This is a genomic window from Maribacter sp. IgM3_T14_3, assembly GCF_049603095.1.
GTDB lineage: Bacteria > Bacteroidota > Bacteroidia > Flavobacteriales > Flavobacteriaceae > Maribacter.
This window is the reverse complement of the sequence record NZ_CP187138.1, coordinates 86,244-102,548: the sequence shown is the minus strand read 5'-3', so window position 1 is coordinate 102,548 and position 16,305 is coordinate 86,244. Positions and strand designations below refer to the sequence as shown.

At 35.7% G+C, this 16,305-nt stretch carries 13 protein-coding genes; 4 read left to right on the top strand and 9 right to left on the bottom strand.

Annotation, left to right across the window (positions count from 1 at the left end; all coding sequences use genetic code 11):
• Positions 1-57 precede the first annotated feature (57 nt).
• Positions 58-3,777, bottom strand: a complete 3,720-nt coding sequence (purL, locus tag ACPF9A_RS00490) for a phosphoribosylformylglycinamidine synthase (protein WP_424000632.1) — start codon at positions 3,775-3,777, stop codon at positions 58-60.
• Between the two features lie 276 nt (positions 3,778-4,053).
• Between purL and ACPF9A_RS00485 the strand changes: the two genes are divergently transcribed.
• Complete coding sequence (locus ACPF9A_RS00485) at positions 4,054-4,428, top strand: winged helix-turn-helix transcriptional regulator (RefSeq protein WP_424000630.1); 375 nt, start codon at positions 4,054-4,056, stop codon at positions 4,426-4,428.
• 171 nt (positions 4,429-4,599) lie between these two features.
• On the top strand, positions 4,600-6,192 hold the full coding sequence (locus tag ACPF9A_RS00480) for an amidohydrolase (protein WP_424000628.1): 1,593 nt from the start codon (positions 4,600-4,602) through the stop codon (positions 6,190-6,192).
• A gap of 82 nt (positions 6,193-6,274) precedes the next feature.
• On the opposite strand, the gene ACPF9A_RS00475 is transcribed toward ACPF9A_RS00480, so the two are convergent.
• Positions 6,275-7,489, bottom strand: a complete 1,215-nt coding sequence (locus tag ACPF9A_RS00475) for an RsmB/NOP family class I SAM-dependent RNA methyltransferase (RefSeq protein ID WP_424000626.1) — start codon at positions 7,487-7,489, stop codon at positions 6,275-6,277.
• A 155-nt stretch (positions 7,490-7,644) separates the two neighbouring features.
• Here ACPF9A_RS00475 and ACPF9A_RS00470 point away from each other — a divergent pair, with 155 nt between their 5' ends.
• Entirely contained in the window at positions 7,645-8,667 is a 1,023-nt protein-coding gene (locus tag ACPF9A_RS00470; protein ID WP_424000624.1) for an oxidoreductase, read from the top strand.
• On the opposite strand, the gene ACPF9A_RS00465 is transcribed toward ACPF9A_RS00470, so the two are convergent.
• Genes ACPF9A_RS00465 through ACPF9A_RS00455 form a run of 3 tightly spaced genes read right to left on the bottom strand, consistent with a single transcriptional unit; the run spans position 8,668 to position 10,180 of the window.
• Positions 8,668-9,105, bottom strand: coding sequence for a hypothetical protein (locus ACPF9A_RS00465; protein WP_424000622.1), 438 nt, complete (start codon positions 9,103-9,105; stop codon positions 8,668-8,670).
• Entirely contained in the window at positions 9,098-9,604 is a 507-nt protein-coding gene (locus tag ACPF9A_RS00460; protein WP_424000620.1) for a hypothetical protein, read from the bottom strand. Before ACPF9A_RS00460 ends, ACPF9A_RS00465 begins: the two co-directional genes overlap by 8 nt.
• Before the next feature lie 33 nt (positions 9,605-9,637).
• A complete protein-coding gene (locus ACPF9A_RS00455) occupies positions 9,638-10,180 on the bottom strand; it encodes an RNA polymerase sigma factor (protein ID WP_424000618.1) in 543 nt (180 codons plus the stop codon).
• Between the two features lie 140 nt (positions 10,181-10,320).
• Between ACPF9A_RS00455 and ACPF9A_RS00450 the strand changes: the two genes are divergently transcribed.
• The gene (locus ACPF9A_RS00450) at positions 10,321-11,037 is read left to right on the top strand and encodes a hypothetical protein (RefSeq protein WP_424000617.1); all 717 of its coding nucleotides are present in this window, start codon (positions 10,321-10,323) and stop codon (positions 11,035-11,037) included.
• An 86-nt stretch (positions 11,038-11,123) separates the two neighbouring features.
• Here the strand turns inward: ACPF9A_RS00450 and ACPF9A_RS00445 are convergent, their stop codons facing one another.
• From ACPF9A_RS00445 to ACPF9A_RS00430, 4 genes are read right to left on the bottom strand one after another with little or no spacing between them, the layout of a single operon-like run.
• Positions 11,124-12,950, bottom strand: a complete 1,827-nt coding sequence (locus ACPF9A_RS00445) for an ABC transporter ATP-binding protein (RefSeq protein ID WP_424000615.1) — start codon at positions 12,948-12,950, stop codon at positions 11,124-11,126.
• A complete protein-coding gene (locus ACPF9A_RS00440; RefSeq protein ID WP_424000613.1) occupies positions 12,950-14,659 on the bottom strand; it encodes a phospho-sugar mutase in 1,710 nt (569 codons plus the stop codon). Before ACPF9A_RS00440 ends, ACPF9A_RS00445 begins: the two co-directional genes overlap by 1 nt.
• Positions 14,660-14,703: 44 nt before the next feature.
• Entirely contained in the window at positions 14,704-15,663 is a 960-nt protein-coding gene (locus tag ACPF9A_RS00435; RefSeq protein WP_424000611.1) for a glycosyltransferase family 2 protein, read from the bottom strand.
• 34 nt (positions 15,664-15,697) lie between these two features.
• Entirely contained in the window at positions 15,698-16,228 is a 531-nt protein-coding gene (locus ACPF9A_RS00430; RefSeq protein ID WP_424000609.1) for a DUF4199 domain-containing protein, read from the bottom strand.
• Positions 16,229-16,305 lie beyond the last annotated feature (77 nt).

Here is a 16,305-nt window from a genome sequence, read left to right as displayed (position 1 = left end):
CTGTGTACCCCAGACATGGGAGTGCACAGCTTTTGCTTTTTTATGAATATGCAATGTTTATTTCTGATTGTTAACCCACGTTTTAGCATTTTTAAACGCTTCTAACCATGGTGAAACTTCATCAGTTCTATCCGCTGGATAATGTGCCCAGTTCCATGGAAAGATAGAACGTTCTATATGTGGCATAGTTACTAAGTGGCGACCCGTTTTATCACAAAGCATAGCGGTGTTGAAATCACTACCATTTGGATTGGCTGGATAACCTTCGTAACCATATTTAGCTACAATATCATAATTCTCTTCAGATAGTGGTAAAGCAAATTTACCCTCACCATGAGAAATCCATACTCCAAGTTTACTACCCTCTAAAGAAGAAAGCATTACAGAGTTGTTTTTTTGAATTTCTACAGAGGTAAAATTACTCTCGTGCTTATCAGAATCGTTGTAAGTCAACTTGCCATGAACCTCGTGCTCCGGATTAATTAAGTCTAATTCCATGAACAACTGACACCCATTACAGATACCAACAGATAACGTGTCTGGTCTTGCAAAGAAGTTTTTAATAACCGTATTTGCTTTCTCGTTGTATTTAATAGCGCCTGCCCAGCCTTTCGCACTACCAAGTACGTCAGAATTTGAGAAACCGCCAACGGCACCCAAGAATTGAATATCTTCAAGATTCTCACGACCAGATATTAAATCGGTCATATGAACATCTTTAACATCGAAACCTGCTAAATACATAGCATTTGCCATTTCACGCTCAGAATTACTTCCTTTCTCTCTAAGAATCGCGGCTTTTGGTCTCATTCCAGTTCCCCTTTGACTTCGACTTGGAAGTTGTAACGGTGTTGCAGAAGGGAAGTTATATGCTAAAGGCTGAACCTTATAATTATCAAATCTATCCTTAGCCAAACCATTTGCAGTTTGCTGATTGTCTAGTAAGTACGATGTTTTAAACCAAGTATCACGAAGGGTTTCAATGTTGAGTCCCATTTCCATACCGTTATTTTTAACAATAAGAGTGGCTTCATTGGTAACCGTTCCTATTTTCTTAGCTTCAATATTTTTAGATGCGAAAATTGATTCAATACTATCATCTTTAGCTTGGAAAACAATACCAGCGTTTTCAGAGAACAGAACTTTAATCGTATCAGCTTCACTTAAACTCGTTAGATCAAGATTAGCACCTAATTTAGTATCTGCAAAACATAATTCTAAAAGGGTAGTAATTAATCCGCCAGAAGCAACATCATGTCCAGCTACGATTTTATCCGCTTTAATTAAATCTTGAATCGTATTAAAAACAGTTTTAAAGTATGCAGAGTCAGTAATTGTTGGAGTTTCGTTGCCAATACTATTTCTAGTCTGAGCAAACGACGAACCACCTAATTTAAATTTGTCTTTTGATAGATTAATATAGTAGATAGAACCAGCGCCTTTCTGTAAAACCGGTTCAACAACCTTTGTAATATCACTACAGTTACCAGCAGCAGAAATGACTACCGTACCTGGAGAAATAACATCACCATCTTTATATTTTTGTTTCATAGAAAGGGAATCCTTTCCTGTAGGTACGTTAATGCCTAAATCGATCGCAAAATCAGAAACTGCCTGTACAGCTTTATATAGACGAGCATCTTCACCTTCATTTTTACAAGGCCACATCCAGTTGGCAGATAAAGAAACAGAAGCCAATCCGTCTTTTAGCGGAGCCCAAACTAAATTGGTCAATGATTCTGCAATACTATTTTTACTACCTGCAGCAGGATCTATTAAGGCAGAAATAGGGGAGTGACCAATACTAGTGGCAATCCCTTCTTTTCCTTTGAAATCCAACGCCATTACTCCACAGTTGTTTAGAGGAATCTGTAACGGACCAACACATTGTTGTTTTGCCACACGACCACCAACACAACGGTCTACTTTATTCGTAAGCCAATCTTTACTAGCAACAGCTTCAAGTTGAAGAACAGCATCTAAGTAATCATGAAAGAATTCTAAAGAATATTCTGCATTCTTATAATCACGGATAACCGTTTTATCTGTCATTACCGTTTTAGGAGAACTACCGAACATATCAGACAAATCTAAATCCATTGGCTTAGCACCGTTGGTTTTAGATTCAAAAGTAAAACGGTCGTCACCAGTAACATCACCAACCTCGTACATTGGCGAACGCTCACGGTCAGCAATTCGCTTCAATAAACCGATATCTTCTTTGCCGATTACAAGACCCATACGTTCTTGAGATTCGTTCCCAATAATTTCTTTAGCAGATAGGGTAGGGTCACCAACAGGTAATTTGTCCAAATCTATTTTACCACCAGTTTCCTCTACTAATTCTGATAAACAGTTAAGGTGTCCGCCAGCTCCATGATCATGAATAGATACGATAGTATTTACATCGCTTTCTACCATACCACGAATAGCATTTGCGGCTCTTTTTTGCATTTCAGGATTAGAACGTTGTACGGCGTTTAGTTCGATGGCCGAGCTGAATTCGCCCGTATCTGCACTAGAAACCGCTGCGCCACCCATACCAATTCGGTAATTGTCACCACCTAATATTACTATTTTATTACCTGTTTCAGGTTTGTCTTTTATAGCTTGTTCTATTTTTCCGTACCCAATACCACCGGCTTGCATAATCACTTTGTCATAACCTAGCCTACGGTAACGGAGCGTAGCCGAAGTCTTTTCTTCGGAAGATTCAAACGGAGTAGAAGCTTCATCATATTCAAATGTAAGAACAGAACCAGTAATTAATGGCTGACCAAATTTGTTTCCAAAATCTGAAGCACCATTAGAAGCTTTAATAAGAATATCCATAGGAGTTTGATATAACCAATCTCTTTCCTGCATTCCTTTTTCCCAAGGTCTTTCTTTTTCTAAGCGAGAGTAGGCGGTCATGTAAACTGCAGTACCGGCAAGAGGTAAAGAACCTTTTCCACCAGCTAAACGATCTCTTATTTCTCCGCCTGCACCAGTCGCAGCACCATTAAATGGCTCTACAGTGGTAGGGAAGTTATGTGTTTCTGCTTTTATTGATATTACGGAGTCAAATTCTTTCTCTTGATAAAAGTCTGGCTTGTCTGCCGTTTTTGGGGCAAATTGCATTACTCTAGGTCCTTTTACAAAGGCAACATTGTCTTTATAAGCAGATACTATTTCATTTGGGAACTCTTGAGATGTTTTCTTAATCAGTTTAAATAGCGAAGAAGGCATTTCTTCACCGTCAATAACGAAAGTGCCGTTGAATATTTTATGTCTACAATGCTCAGAGTTAACTTGACTAAAACCGAATACTTCAGAATCGGTAAGTTTTCGACCAAGTTTTTTGCTGAGGTTATCAAGATATCCAACTTCTTCATCATTAAGAGCTAAACCTTCTTGTTTGTTGAAAGCAGCAATATCTTCAATATTCAAAATAGGTTTTGGTTCTGTGTGAACATCAAAAACCTGTTGGTTTAGAGTGCTGTATTTCTGAGAAATCATTGGGTCGAACCCTATAAATTTTTCTTCAATAGCATTGAATTCCTCGATCCGAATAATTCCAGAAACACCCATATTCTGAGTGATTTCTGTAGCATTCGTACTCCACGGAGTAATCATAGCGGCTCTTGGACCAACAAAAAAGGCGTCAAGAGACGCCGCATTTATTTTAGGTTGGTTGCCGAACAACCATATAAGTTTACTTGTATCTTCAGATGAAAGTTCCTTAGCGGTCTGTACCGCAAAAACCTTTTTGCTAGGTTCCCCAAAAAAGTGAATCATTATAGTGTGTCTGGTATTGATTTTTAAAGTACAAAATTAAGGTTTTACTAGATAAGATTTACGGGAAATTGAAACACTTTTAAACAGTAATTGTTAATGAAATTAGTGTGAATTTGTTTTACCTTTATCATCTAAGATAATTGGGTTAGGTAAAGTGTTGCTTTATAGTCTTAAAATTAGATTTTTATAACAAATATTATTATAGTATGTTTATTGGACTGAATTAGGTTCAGTTTTTAATCAGGAGAATTGTTGATATTAGAAAAGTAAAAAGGAATGGCGAAGCAAAATAATGATACACAGGCACTTGAATATTGTATGGATATGATAGGCGGTAAATGGAAACCTGTTATTATGTATCATATTAGTAGAGGCACCAATCGATTTAATAAACTTTTTGCAGAAATAGAAGGCATAAATCGCCAAATGTTAAGCAAGCAATTAAAGTCTTTAGAACGGTCAGGTATTCTTGATCGTACGTTATTTGGTGAAATTCCGCCAAGAGTAGAATATACGATGACACCGCTAGGTAAATCATTGCTTCCGGTTGTGAAGGCCATGACCACCTGGGGTCAAAAACAAATGGAAGAAAAAGTGGTAGTGCCAGTTATACCAGAAGCTCCAAAAAATCAACAATTACCATTATTTTAAAATTCCTTTACATAAATTTAATTAGTTTATAAATATGGATTTTAATGCCCATTAAATTCCTATTTACTTTAAAATAGATTGCTCTGGTTTTGAATTAGATAAAAATTGGTTGATTTCGCGCGCGTAACAATTAATTTATGTAACTTCTAGCTGCTAATTCAAATAACCGCCATGAAACAAAAAACTACATTATGTGCATTCGCATGCTGCATTTTCGCCTTTAGTGGCGTGTACGCACAAAAGAAAAGATCAAACAAACAAATTGAAAAATTAAAAACCGAGGTTGCCGCTATTGTTGAGGAGAATAAAAAACAATCTCAGGTAATGGTCGATAAAATTTTTAGTTTTTCAGAATTGGGTTTTCAAGAAGTGGAATCTTCGAAGTATCTAACCGGAATTTTAGCAGAAAACGGATTTGAGATTGAAAATTCTATTTCAGGGATTCCTACCGCTTGGTTTGCCACTTGGAGTAATGGTGAAGGACCTACAATTGCTTTGGGTAGTGATGTAGATTGTATTCCCAAGGCATCCCAATATCCAGGTGTTGCATATCACAAACCAATAGTTGAGGGAGCTCCGGGTCATGGCGAAGGACATAATTCTGGTATTCCTATGAATATTTCTTCCGCCTTAGCGGTTAAAAAAATAATGGAGCGTGAAAATATTGGAGGTACTCTTCTAGTATGGCCAGGTATCGCAGAAGAGCTCGTGGCTGCCAAAGCTTGGTATGTACGAGATGGTCGCTTTGATGATATTGATATGTGTATTTTCACTCACGTTGGCAACAACCTTGGAGTTTCATACGGACCAACAAGAGGTACGGGGTTAATATCAGTTGAATATGCCTTCGATGGTGAAGCGGCGCATTCCGCAGGTTCTCCGTGGAGGGGTAAAAGTGCTTTAGATGCTGCAGAGTTAATGAATATCGCTTGGAATTATAAGAGAGAACACTTGCATCCTTTAAAACGTTCGCATTCTATTTTTACGGACTCTGGTGATCAACCAAATGTGGTGCCTTCTAAAGCAGCTATCTGGTTCTATTTTAGAGATATAAAATATGAGGGAATCATGGAGATGTACGCCATAGCAAACGATATGGCTAAGGGTGCAGCATTAATGACAGGTACAACCATGACCTCTAAAGTATTAGGAACGGCTTGGCCAAGACATTATAATAAGGTGATAGCTGAAACTATGTATGCTAACATTAAGCAAGTAGGATTGCCAGAGTGGTCAGATGCTGATCAAAAATTAGCTAAAGCTGTGCAAATAGAAGTAAATTCAGAAAAAATAGAAGGTTTGCCTTTAGAATTGGATGAATTAGGACTCCCAGTTCTTGAGCCAATTAGTGGCGGTTCAGATGATATTGGTGATGTATCTTGGAAAGTGCCAACAGTTACGTTAAGGTACCCAAGTAACATACCTGGTTTACAAGGTCATCATTGGAGTAATGCTATAGCTATGGCTACACCAATAGCGCATAAAGGCGTGGTTGCAGGGGCAAAGGTAGAAGCGATGACGATTATAGACTTTTTATTAAAGCCAGAATTAATGAAAGGCGCGTGGGACTATTTTAATAATGAGCAGCAAAAAGATACCAAATATCAACCAATGATTACCGAAAGTGATATGCCGCCAATTTATTTAAATAAAGATAAGCAAGATCAGTTTAGGCCCGAATTAGAAAAGTTCTATTACGATGAAACCAAATACGATACTTATTTAGAGCAATTGGGTATCGAATACCCAACATTGAAAGATTAGGCTGTTGAATACTATTTATTAAAAAAGCCTTTCGGTTCAATTGAACTAAAAGGCTTTTTAATTTGTAATAATAAAGCGGAAATTAGATTCTCTTCTCTAGCAAAGCCATATAGAATCCGTCATAACCACTTTTAGAAGCGTATATTTTTTTGTCTTTAATCAATGTGAAATCTTTACCTTCTTCAGATTTTAAGAAAGACTGAACCTGATGGCTATTTTCTTGAGGTAGAATAGAACACGTAGCGTATACCATTTTACCGCCAGGTTTAACAATTTTGCTATAACTTCTAATAATTTCGTGTTGTGTCTTCACAATTTTGTCAAGAAACTCCGGTTGCATTTTCCATTTAGAATCTGGGTTTCTTCTAAGAACTCCCAATCCTGTACAAGGGGCATCGATAAGAACTCTATCGGCGCTACCATAAAGTTTTTTATAAACTTTAGAAGAATCTATTTCACGAACTTCAATATTATGAGCACCATTACGTCTAGCACGTCTTTTAAGTTCTTTCAATTTACTACCGTAAATATCCATAGAAATCAATTGACCTTTGTTTTCCATTAAAGCAGCTAAGTGCAAAGATTTACCGCCAGCACCGGCACATGTATCAACAACACGCTGCCCTGGTTCAATATCTAAAAACTCTGCAACTAATTGAGACGAGGCATCTTGAACTTCGAACATTCCGTTTTTAAAAGCTTGAGTGACAAAAACATTTGCTCTCTCAACCAATTTCAATGCAGAAGCATATCCTTTTATAGGCTCTGCAACGATATTTTCATCTAAAAGTGCTTTACGTAATTCTTCTTTTGTAGTTCGTAACGTATTTGTACGCAAAATAACTTCAGCAGGCTCGTTAAGTTTTGCAAGCTCTTCGGTCCATAATTTTTCACCTAAGGCTTTTTCACATAACTCATCGATCCAATCTGGCACCGCTTCTCTATATTTTCTTATTTGAGAAAGCTCATCGAATCTACCTTTAATTCTTCTTTCTGGTGTTAGTTCAATCTGTTTCCAATCTGGTAATTTAATTCCTTTTAGAACAGCCCAAACTGCCCACATACGAAACAAATCTGGTCTACTGAAAGGTTCTTTTATTTCAGCTATTTCAGTATATAAACGCTTGTAACGAACCATTTCATAAGTAGTTTCCGCAATAAAGCCACGGTCACGCGCTCCCCAACGTTTGTCATACTTAAGTACTTTTTGAACCACCTTATCGGCATATTCATTTTCGTTAAATACAAGGTTTAAGGCGTCTATTACGGCAAACACCAAATTTCTGTGTAATTTCATTAGAATAGATATTATTACTTTGTCAGAAGATTTGAAGCCGTCATTGTAGCGATTACAGTTTAGATTGGCTAATGTCCTCTAAAAAATTATGGCTGCAAAGGTATTGTTTTAGAAGCGATTCCATTTATTTTTGATCAACTTTATACCATATTCCTATGCGTTACACTTTTCTTTTAATTATTTTAATGGTTTCATGTTCAGAAAGTGTGCAGCCAACTGCATTTAATTCGGTAACTATCGAAACCGTATATTCAGATTCTGTTAGCATTCGAGCTATTGAGCTTATGGGTAATAGTTTAGCCTTCGCTGCTAATAAGGGTACTTTTGGTACGGTTGACCTAGCTACTGGTAAAGTGCGTGCAAATATTGAAAAATACCATACGAGCGTACCAGCGTTTAGAGCAGTGGCACATACATCTACCGATTTCTTTATGCTCTCGATAGATTCACCTGCACTATTATATAAAACAGGGTATAACGGTCGAATGGAATTGGTGTATAAAGAGGAGGGAGAAGATGTGTTTTATGATGCCATGACTTTTTTGAATGATAAAGACGGAATTGCAATAGGAGATTCTGTTGACGGATGTTTAAGTGTTATCATAACTTCGGATGGTGGAAACACGTGGTCTAAGCTGCCATGTTCTCAATTACCAGAAGGTATAGAAGGTGAAGGAGCATTTGCTGCAAGTAATACAAATATCAAGACAATAGGTGATAACATTTGGATGGCCACCACATCTGGAAGAATTCTGTTTTCTTCGGATAAAGGGCAATCATGGGATACTTATCAAACTCCCATTAAAAATGCCGTAGCAACAGAGGGTATTTATTCCATTGATTTCTATGATGAAAATTTAGGATTTGCCATTGGCGGAGACTACACGCACCCCGATACTTCAATAGCTAACAAAGCAATTACAAAAGATGGCGGAAAAACTTGGAGCTTGGTAGCTGACGGTAATTCCCCAGGTTATAAAAGTTGTGTGCAATTTGTGCCTGGTTCAAATGGAACCGGACTCGTAGCCATAGGTTTTACTGGAATTTCATATTCCTCAGATACGGGTAAAACTTGGAAAGAACTATCAAAAGAGCCTTTCTTTACCATACGCTTTCAAAACGATTCTATTGCCTATGCAGCTGGTACAAATCGTATCTCAAAGCTAATTTTTAAGTAATTATCTACCACCCTTATTCTGGCGATACTGCTTCATTAATTGACGTTTGAATTCTTCTTCTGAACTTAAAAGTAAAAGTGTTTTTTTGGCAGAAATAACTTTAGATACATTCTTAAGAAAGTTAGTATCCAACACTTCTTCTTCTTCCTCAATTTGTATGTGTAATGCTAATAGTTTTTCAGCTTCTTTTTCGGTCAGCGCATTGGCATCTTTCATTTTACCTCTAATCTGGCTATGACTTTTTTTGCGTAGAACATTTCTTTTTTCTTGATACTCATTGTATACAGGCCAAAACTCTTGGGCTTCTTTAGTGTTTAAAGAAAGTTTTTCAGTAAAGAAAGCTACTTTTAGCGTGTTTATCTTTTCCCAATCTTGATTTCGTTGTCCGAAAGAAAGAGTAGTTACAAATAGAAATATGGCTATAATAAGTTTATTCATTGTCATCGATATTTAATTCATCAAAATCACTTACATTTTCATTTAAGTAATCTAGTAGGTCTTCGCTCTCAATAGGTGAGCTTAAGAAATCTGAATATTCTGTATTTGTTACTGGTAGTACCTCTGCAATTTCATATGGTGAAAGTTCAAAGTCATTATTTTCAAAATAGGCTTCAATATCAGCATTCGCTAAATTGCTAAAACTTAATTCACTTGATGAGCTCCAATTGTAATTTAAAGCGATAAGCACAATAGCGGCAATTGAAGCTACTACAGCTATTATTTTTTTAATTGGAAAAAGCGGAATTACTTTTGGTTCATTATCAAGTTTTCCTTTAAGAGATGCATTGAACGATTCAAAATAATTATCGGGCACCTTAAATGCGCTATCCTTTGGGATAGTACTTTCGGATTTAGATAATTTATCCATTAGTTTATCTTCAAAGCTATCGAAATAGCCTTCTGGAGCTTTAAACGGATTTTTTTTGTTTTTGTTCATGATACTAGTTTGACAATCAATTGTATAAAAGGTTTAATCTTCTTTTAAATACTGCTCTAATTTTTTTACAGCTAAATGGTAAGAAGCTTTTAATCCGCCTACCGAAGTATTCAATATTTCTGAAATCTCTTCGTATTTCAACTCTTGAAAATATTTCATGTTGAATACCAATTTTTGCTTTTCAGGGAGTGTTGCAATTGCTTTTTGAAGTTGAAGTTGAATCTCATCTCCTTCAAAATACACATCTGCTTCTAAATTAGAAACTAATTTATCTTGATAATCAGTATCTGAAACACCTTGCATTTTTGCTCTTTGCTTTATAAAATTCAAAGCCTCGTTAGTTGCAATACGGTACATCCAAGAAAAGAGTTTGCTATCTCCTTTAAATCCGTCTATATTTTTATAAACTTTAATAAAAGTGTTCTGTAAAACATCATCAGCATCGGCATGGTTTAATACAATACTTCGTATTTGCCAATACAAGCGCTCTTTGTAGGTATTTACCAATACCTCAAAAGCCTGTGCTTGCTTGCTTTTAGTTTTTAAATCTAATACTAATGTTTCCTCTTCAATCACCTAGAAATGAGGTTTGTTTTTTCTTAGACCATGAAATTAGCGAAAGGTTTAATCATTCCGAATGATATTTGATGCTTTTTAATACGTATCCTAATAATTATAAAATCTATCCGTTGTAAAATAAACCAAAACTTAATTTTATGATTTTAAAGAAGAATTTTTTATTGCTATGCTTTTTAATGGTATCAATTACAATTGTCTCATGTAGTGACGATAATGAAGATGTAATTATCGAAGACTTAACTGAACAAACAGATGAAGAAGTGGTAGTAGTAGAGGAAGAGGAGGCTGAGAGCGAAGAAGAGGCTGAGGAGGAAGCTGAAGAAGAAACCGAGGAGGAAGTAGAAGAAGAGGTAGTTGAGGAAGAAACTGAAGAGGAAGCTGAAGAATTGTCGAGTTACGTTTTATATGAAAATGTAGAGTTCATAGTTGATACTGATGGGTTGGATTCTAAGCGTTTCTTTTCTACAAGTACTGGAAATTTATATACTTACAATGAAATCGATGCAGAAATAGCACCGTCTATTGATTTAGCTTGGTATGATATGAGTCCGTCAAACTCTGGATTCTTATTTTGGATGAGTCCTGATGATTTATTCATAGATGAGCAAATAGAAGGAGGTACAACGACAAAAATGGAAAATACTGCAGACCAAATGACTGTTGCAGAATTTGATGCGATAACCGACGAAAGTTCACTTGTTGACTTAGTTATTGAGAATGAAGATGAGGCAATGGGACCGCAAGATTATCCGGTTGTAGTTTTATTTGAGAATGCAGCGGGACATAAAGGAGCTATTAAAATGAAGAGTAACGACGGTCAAATTATGATTGTAGATATTAAAGTAGCTCGATAGTAACGTATTATCTATAAAAAATGAAAGCCATCTGAAAAGATGGCTTTTTTAATTTGTAAACTTTAAGAATAACTTGGAATATAAATTTATGCCAACGATTGCATTTGTACTAGTTTCTTATACGTGCCATTAAGCTCTAAAAGTTCAGCATGAGTGCCTTGCTCTACAATCTCGCCCTTTAAAAGTACTACGATGGTATCTGCATTTTGAATGGTAGAAAGACGGTGAGCAATGACAATAGACGTTCTGTTTTTCATCATTTTTTCAAGAGCATCTTGAACCAAACGTTCGCTTTCAGTGTCTAAAGCAGATGTAGCTTCGTCTAATATCATTATCGGCGGATTCTTTAAAACCGCTCTAGAAATAGACAAACGTTGCTTTTGTCCGCCACTTAACTTATTACCGCTATCACCTATGTTAGTTTCGTAGCCTTTAGGTAAATCCATTATAAAATCATGTGCATTTGCAATTTTAGCGGCTGCAATAATTTCTTCGTCGGTAGCATTTTCTTTTCCTAATCCGATGTTGTTTTTAACGGTATCATTAAATAGGATGGAGTCCTGAGTAACCAAACCAAGTAAACCACGAAGCGATTTTTTACTGAGGTTTTTAATGTTATTCCCGTCAATACTGATGTCACCTTCATTAACGTCGTAAAAACGAGTAACAAGATTAGCAATGGTACTTTTTCCACTACCAGATTGCCCGACTAGGGCAACTGTTTTGCCTTTTTCAACGGTTAAGTTGAAATTCTTCAACACATAATCATCTTCATATTTGAATGAGATATTGTTGATGTTAACAGCTGTGCTAAAAGTTTCTTGATGGATAGGGTTTTCGATTTCAGAAATCGGATTTTCTGTCTCTAATATTTCTAAAACACGTTCTGCTGCAGCATTACCTTTTTTGACACTATACGAGGCTTTACTTATAGATTTGGCAGGAGTTAATATTTGATATGATAATGCCATATAAGTTATAAAGAGCTCAGCCTCTAGTGTTTTATCTACAAGTACCATTTGCCCTCCGTACCAAAGAATTACAGCTATAGCGGCAATACCAAAAAATTCACTTGTCGGTGATGCTAAATTTTGTCTGTTAAGTAGGCTATTGGAAAAATTAAAGAACCTTTTTGTTGAAGCTTGAAATTTCTTAGCAAAAACAGACTCGGCATTAAAGGCTTTGATGACTCGTAAACCGCCTAAAGTTTCTTCTAGTATGGATAAGAAATACCCTTGTTCATTTTGAACCTTGTCAGATTTTCGTTTTAAAGATTTACCGATTAATGAGATTAAAAATCCTGAAACTGGAAGAAATAGGAATACAAATAATGTTAATTTCGAGCTAATAGCTAACATGGCCATAATCGTAAAAATAATTGTGAGTGGTTCTCTTACAATTAGTTCTAAAATAGATAAAAAGGAATGTTGAATCTCTAGTACATCTGATGTAATACGCGCAATAGTATCACCTTTTCTTTTTTCAGAATAATAGGATATTGGTAATTCCACTGTTTTGTCATATAATTCATTTCGTAAATCTTTAAGTACACCATTACGCAGAAATGTAATGAAGTACATGGCTAGGTAATTAAAAAGATTCTTTAGAAGAAACATCGTAATTATTAACCCTACCATTATCATAAGCACTTCGCCTGGATCGCTATGCTCGCTTCGTTCGGTAACATAAAAGTTTAAAGAGTCGGTAACAAAATCCCTTAAATCAGAAATACCATTCCATTTTGGTTTGGTGTATATTTTTTCTGTTTGATTAAATAGCACATTCAACATTGGAAACAATGAAATCATCGCCAATGTTGAAAACAGTGCATAAAAGACGTTAGATATAATATTTAAAATAGCATATATCTTGTAAGGCTTCGCAAAGCGAAGAATCTTTTTGAAATAGTTCATTAAGCTAAATTAAGCTCAGCAAGAATGCTCTTGACCTTATTGTCAAGTTCTGCCGCCACTTTTTTATAATCTTCAGTTTTTTCTAATTTCGTGTTTGTACTGATGTAGAATTTTACTTTAGGCTCCGTTCCACTTGGTCTTGCTGCTATTCTTGTACCATCTTCAGTTTCGTAAATTAAAACGTTAGATTTTGGAATATCAATAGTTTTCTCTTCGCCAGTCAATACATTTTTAGCAATTGAAGTATTGTAATCTTCAATCCACTTTACTTTAGAACCCGCAACAGATTCCACCGGATTTTCCTTGAAATCTTTCAACATCTGCTTAATTTCTTCAGCACCACTAATACCTTTTTTGGTAATAGAAACTAAATGCTCTTTATAGAAGCCATAATCAACATAACATTGAATTAAGTCTTTATAGAAAGAACTGCCATTGGCCTTCGCCTGGCTAGCAATTTCACAAGCCAATAGGGTAGAGGTAACCGCATCTTTATCACGAACAAAATCGCCTACCATGTAACCAAAGCTTTCTTCACCACCACCAATAAAATCTGATTGTGGAAAATCTTTGATCATTTTACCGATCCATTTAAAGCCTGTAAGTGCAGTTTTGAATTCAACGCCATATGCTTTCGCCATAGCTTCCATCATAGGGGTAGAAACAATTGTAGTAGCAATAAATTCATTGCCTTTGAATCCTTTTTCTTTTCTCTTTTCAAGAAGAAATTTTGTCATTAAAACCATTGCTTGGTTTCCGTTGACAATTTCCATTTCTCCATCAAGGTTACGAACGGCGATACCTAAACGGTCACTATCTGGATCTGTACCTACAACCATATCAGCACCAATTTCCTCAGCCTTTTTAACAGCCATAGAAAGCGCCTCAGGTTCCTCAGGATTCGGAGACTTTACCGTTGGGAAATTTCCGTCAGGTTTAGCTTGTTCTTCTATAATAGTTACGTTTTCATATCCACCACGTTTCAATACCTCAGGTATAGCAGTGATTGAAGTTCCGTGTAGTGATGTAAAAACGATTTTGAAATCATCTTTACCTTCTGCATGGAAATTACCTGCAGCAACTGACTGTGAAATAAAAGCTTCATCGACTTCCTTATCAATTACTTGAATTAAGCTATCATTCGCTTTGAACTTTATATCTTCAAAAGCAAGAGAATTAATTTCAGAAACTATAGCACCGTCTTGCGGTGGTACAATTTGTCCGCCATCTGTCCAATATACTTTATAGCCATTATATTCAGGTGGGTTATGCGATGCTGTAAGTACAATACCGGCATGACAGTTTAAATGTCTTACGGCAAACGAAAGTTCTGGCGTGGTACGCAAATCTGAGAAAAGGTATACCTTAATATTGTTTGCAGAAAATACTTCAGCTACAATTCTAGCTAGTGTATCACTATTATGACGGCAATCAAAGGCAATTACTACTTTAATTTCTTCGTCTTTGTAAACTTTGTTTAGGTAATTGCTAAGTCCCTGTGTGCTTTTACCCAATGTATATTTGTTAATACGGTTGGTGCCCACGCCCATAACGCCTCTCATACCACCGGTACCGAATTCCATATTTTTATAGAAACGGTCGTTAAGTTCTTCTTTATCGTTGGCGATAAGGTGTTCAATTTCTTTTTTAACAGCTGGGTCGAAAAAATCGGTAAGCCAGCTTTTTGCTGTATCAAGGATGTTATCCATTTTGGTTTATAGTTTTAGGTGCAATTAAGTTAGTAAGAATTTTACTATTCTAAAAGTGCGGTGTTTATTTCTTCAGAGATAATATATCTTTTTTCTTCTTTCTTTGAACGTATTAATATTTCTCCAAGAAAGCCTGCTAAGAACAACTGCGTTCCTATGACCATGGCTATCAGTGAAATATAAAATTGTGGTCGGTCTGTAATTAATCTTCCAAACTTGTTGATGAATAATTTATCGATACCTAAATAGATGGCAAATCCGAATCCGATCAAAAACATTAAAACGCCCAATGCGCCAAATAAGTGCATAGGCCGTTTACCGAATCTAGATACGAACCAAATGGTCAATAAATCTAGAAAGCCATTTATAAAACGTTCCATTCCGAATTTTGTTTTACCGTATTTACGTGCTTGGTGCTGAACCACTTTTTCTCCAATTTTAGAAAAACCAGCATTTTTTGCAAGTACAGGAATATATCTGTGCATTTCGCCAGATACCTCAATGTTTTTTACAACATCATTCGCGTAAGCTTTTAGTCCGCAATTGAAATCATGCAATCGAACACCAGATGTTCTTCTAGCTGCCCAATTAAATAATTTTGAAGGCGTGTTTTTAAAGACGATAGAATCGTAGCGTTTCTTTTTCCAGCCAGATACCAATTCGTAGCCTTCATTGGTAATCATATTATATAACCCCGGAATTTCTTCTGGGTTATCTTGTAAATCGGCATCCATTGTTATGATAACATCGCCGCTTACGGCTTTAAATCCGGCATGTAATGCTTGCGATTTACCGAAGTTTCGTAAAAAATGAATTCCCTTAACAGCAGGGTTTTGGCTTGATAACTCTGTAATTATTTTCCATGAGTTATCAGTGCTGCCATCATCAACAAATAGTATTTCATAAGAAAAATGATTGGCTTGCATCACAGATACAATCCAATCATGAAGTTCTTTAAGTGACTCTTCTTCGTTAAGTAAAGGAATTACTATAGATAATTGCATGCGTTAAATAAGGTGTTCCAGTCAAAAGTACGAATTAGTTAAGATTTTCTTGTTTTTTTATAATTAATGCAGGTATTATAGACCCAATGAAACCAAGGATAATTGAAAAAATAAGACCCATTCCAAGTTGTTTAAAAGGATTTTGATTTTTTTGATCTTCCATTGCTTTATCAACATCATTTTTGGACATCCCTGCATCTAGCATCATTTCAGAGGCATAGTTAATTGCTTTTTCAGTTGTTTCAGGGTCAATAATTTCAGTAAGTATAAAATTAAAAAGAATACCAATAATTCCAGAAACAAGAGCTACCCCAACACCAATTTTTAAACCTTGCCGAAATGAGATAAAGTCGTTATTAACTTTTCTAAATTCTATCATGGCTAAACTTCCTCCAACAACGATAAAGGTTAAGGAAAGTAAAAGATTAATAAATAATCTTTTGAGGTCAATTTGATAATGCAAATCTTGAGAATAAAGCATCAAGCTAAGAACAATACCGATAACCCCTAGTATTATACCGTATTTTAATGCGTATTTTCCGGTTTTTGGTTCAATTTCTTCCATAATATTTTTTTTTAAGGTGGTTTTTTTAATTAGTATGATGAATATCTTTTTTGTTACAAAAGTGCTTAAATTTAATT

Bases quoted from the DNA above. Each gene is read 5' to 3' on its own strand.
- purL (WP_424000632.1), bottom strand. From the start codon at position 3,777: ATGATTCACTTTTTTGGGGAACCTAGCAAAAAGGTTTTTGCGGTACAG.
- ACPF9A_RS00485 (WP_424000630.1), top strand. From the start codon at position 4,054: ATGGCGAAGCAAAATAATGATACACAGGCACTTGAATATTGTATGGAT.
- ACPF9A_RS00480 (WP_424000628.1), top strand. From the start codon at position 4,600: ATGAAACAAAAAACTACATTATGTGCATTCGCATGCTGCATTTTCGCC.
- ACPF9A_RS00475 (WP_424000626.1), bottom strand. From the start codon at position 7,489: ATGAAATTACACAGAAATTTGGTGTTTGCCGTAATAGACGCCTTAAAC.
- ACPF9A_RS00470 (WP_424000624.1), top strand. From the start codon at position 7,645: ATGCGTTACACTTTTCTTTTAATTATTTTAATGGTTTCATGTTCAGAA.
- ACPF9A_RS00465 (WP_424000622.1), bottom strand. From the start codon at position 9,105: ATGAATAAACTTATTATAGCCATATTTCTATTTGTAACTACTCTTTCT.
- ACPF9A_RS00460 (WP_424000620.1), bottom strand. From the start codon at position 9,604: ATGAACAAAAACAAAAAAAATCCGTTTAAAGCTCCAGAAGGCTATTTC.
- ACPF9A_RS00450 (WP_424000617.1), top strand. From the start codon at position 10,321: ATGATTTTAAAGAAGAATTTTTTATTGCTATGCTTTTTAATGGTATCA.
- ACPF9A_RS00445 (WP_424000615.1), bottom strand. From the start codon at position 12,950: ATGAACTATTTCAAAAAGATTCTTCGCTTTGCGAAGCCTTACAAGATA.
- ACPF9A_RS00440 (WP_424000613.1), bottom strand. From the start codon at position 14,659: ATGGATAACATCCTTGATACAGCAAAAAGCTGGCTTACCGATTTTTTC.
- ACPF9A_RS00435 (WP_424000611.1), bottom strand. From the start codon at position 15,663: ATGCAATTATCTATAGTAATTCCTTTACTTAACGAAGAAGAGTCACTT.
- ACPF9A_RS00430 (WP_424000609.1), bottom strand. From the start codon at position 16,228: ATGGAAGAAATTGAACCAAAAACCGGAAAATACGCATTAAAATACGGT.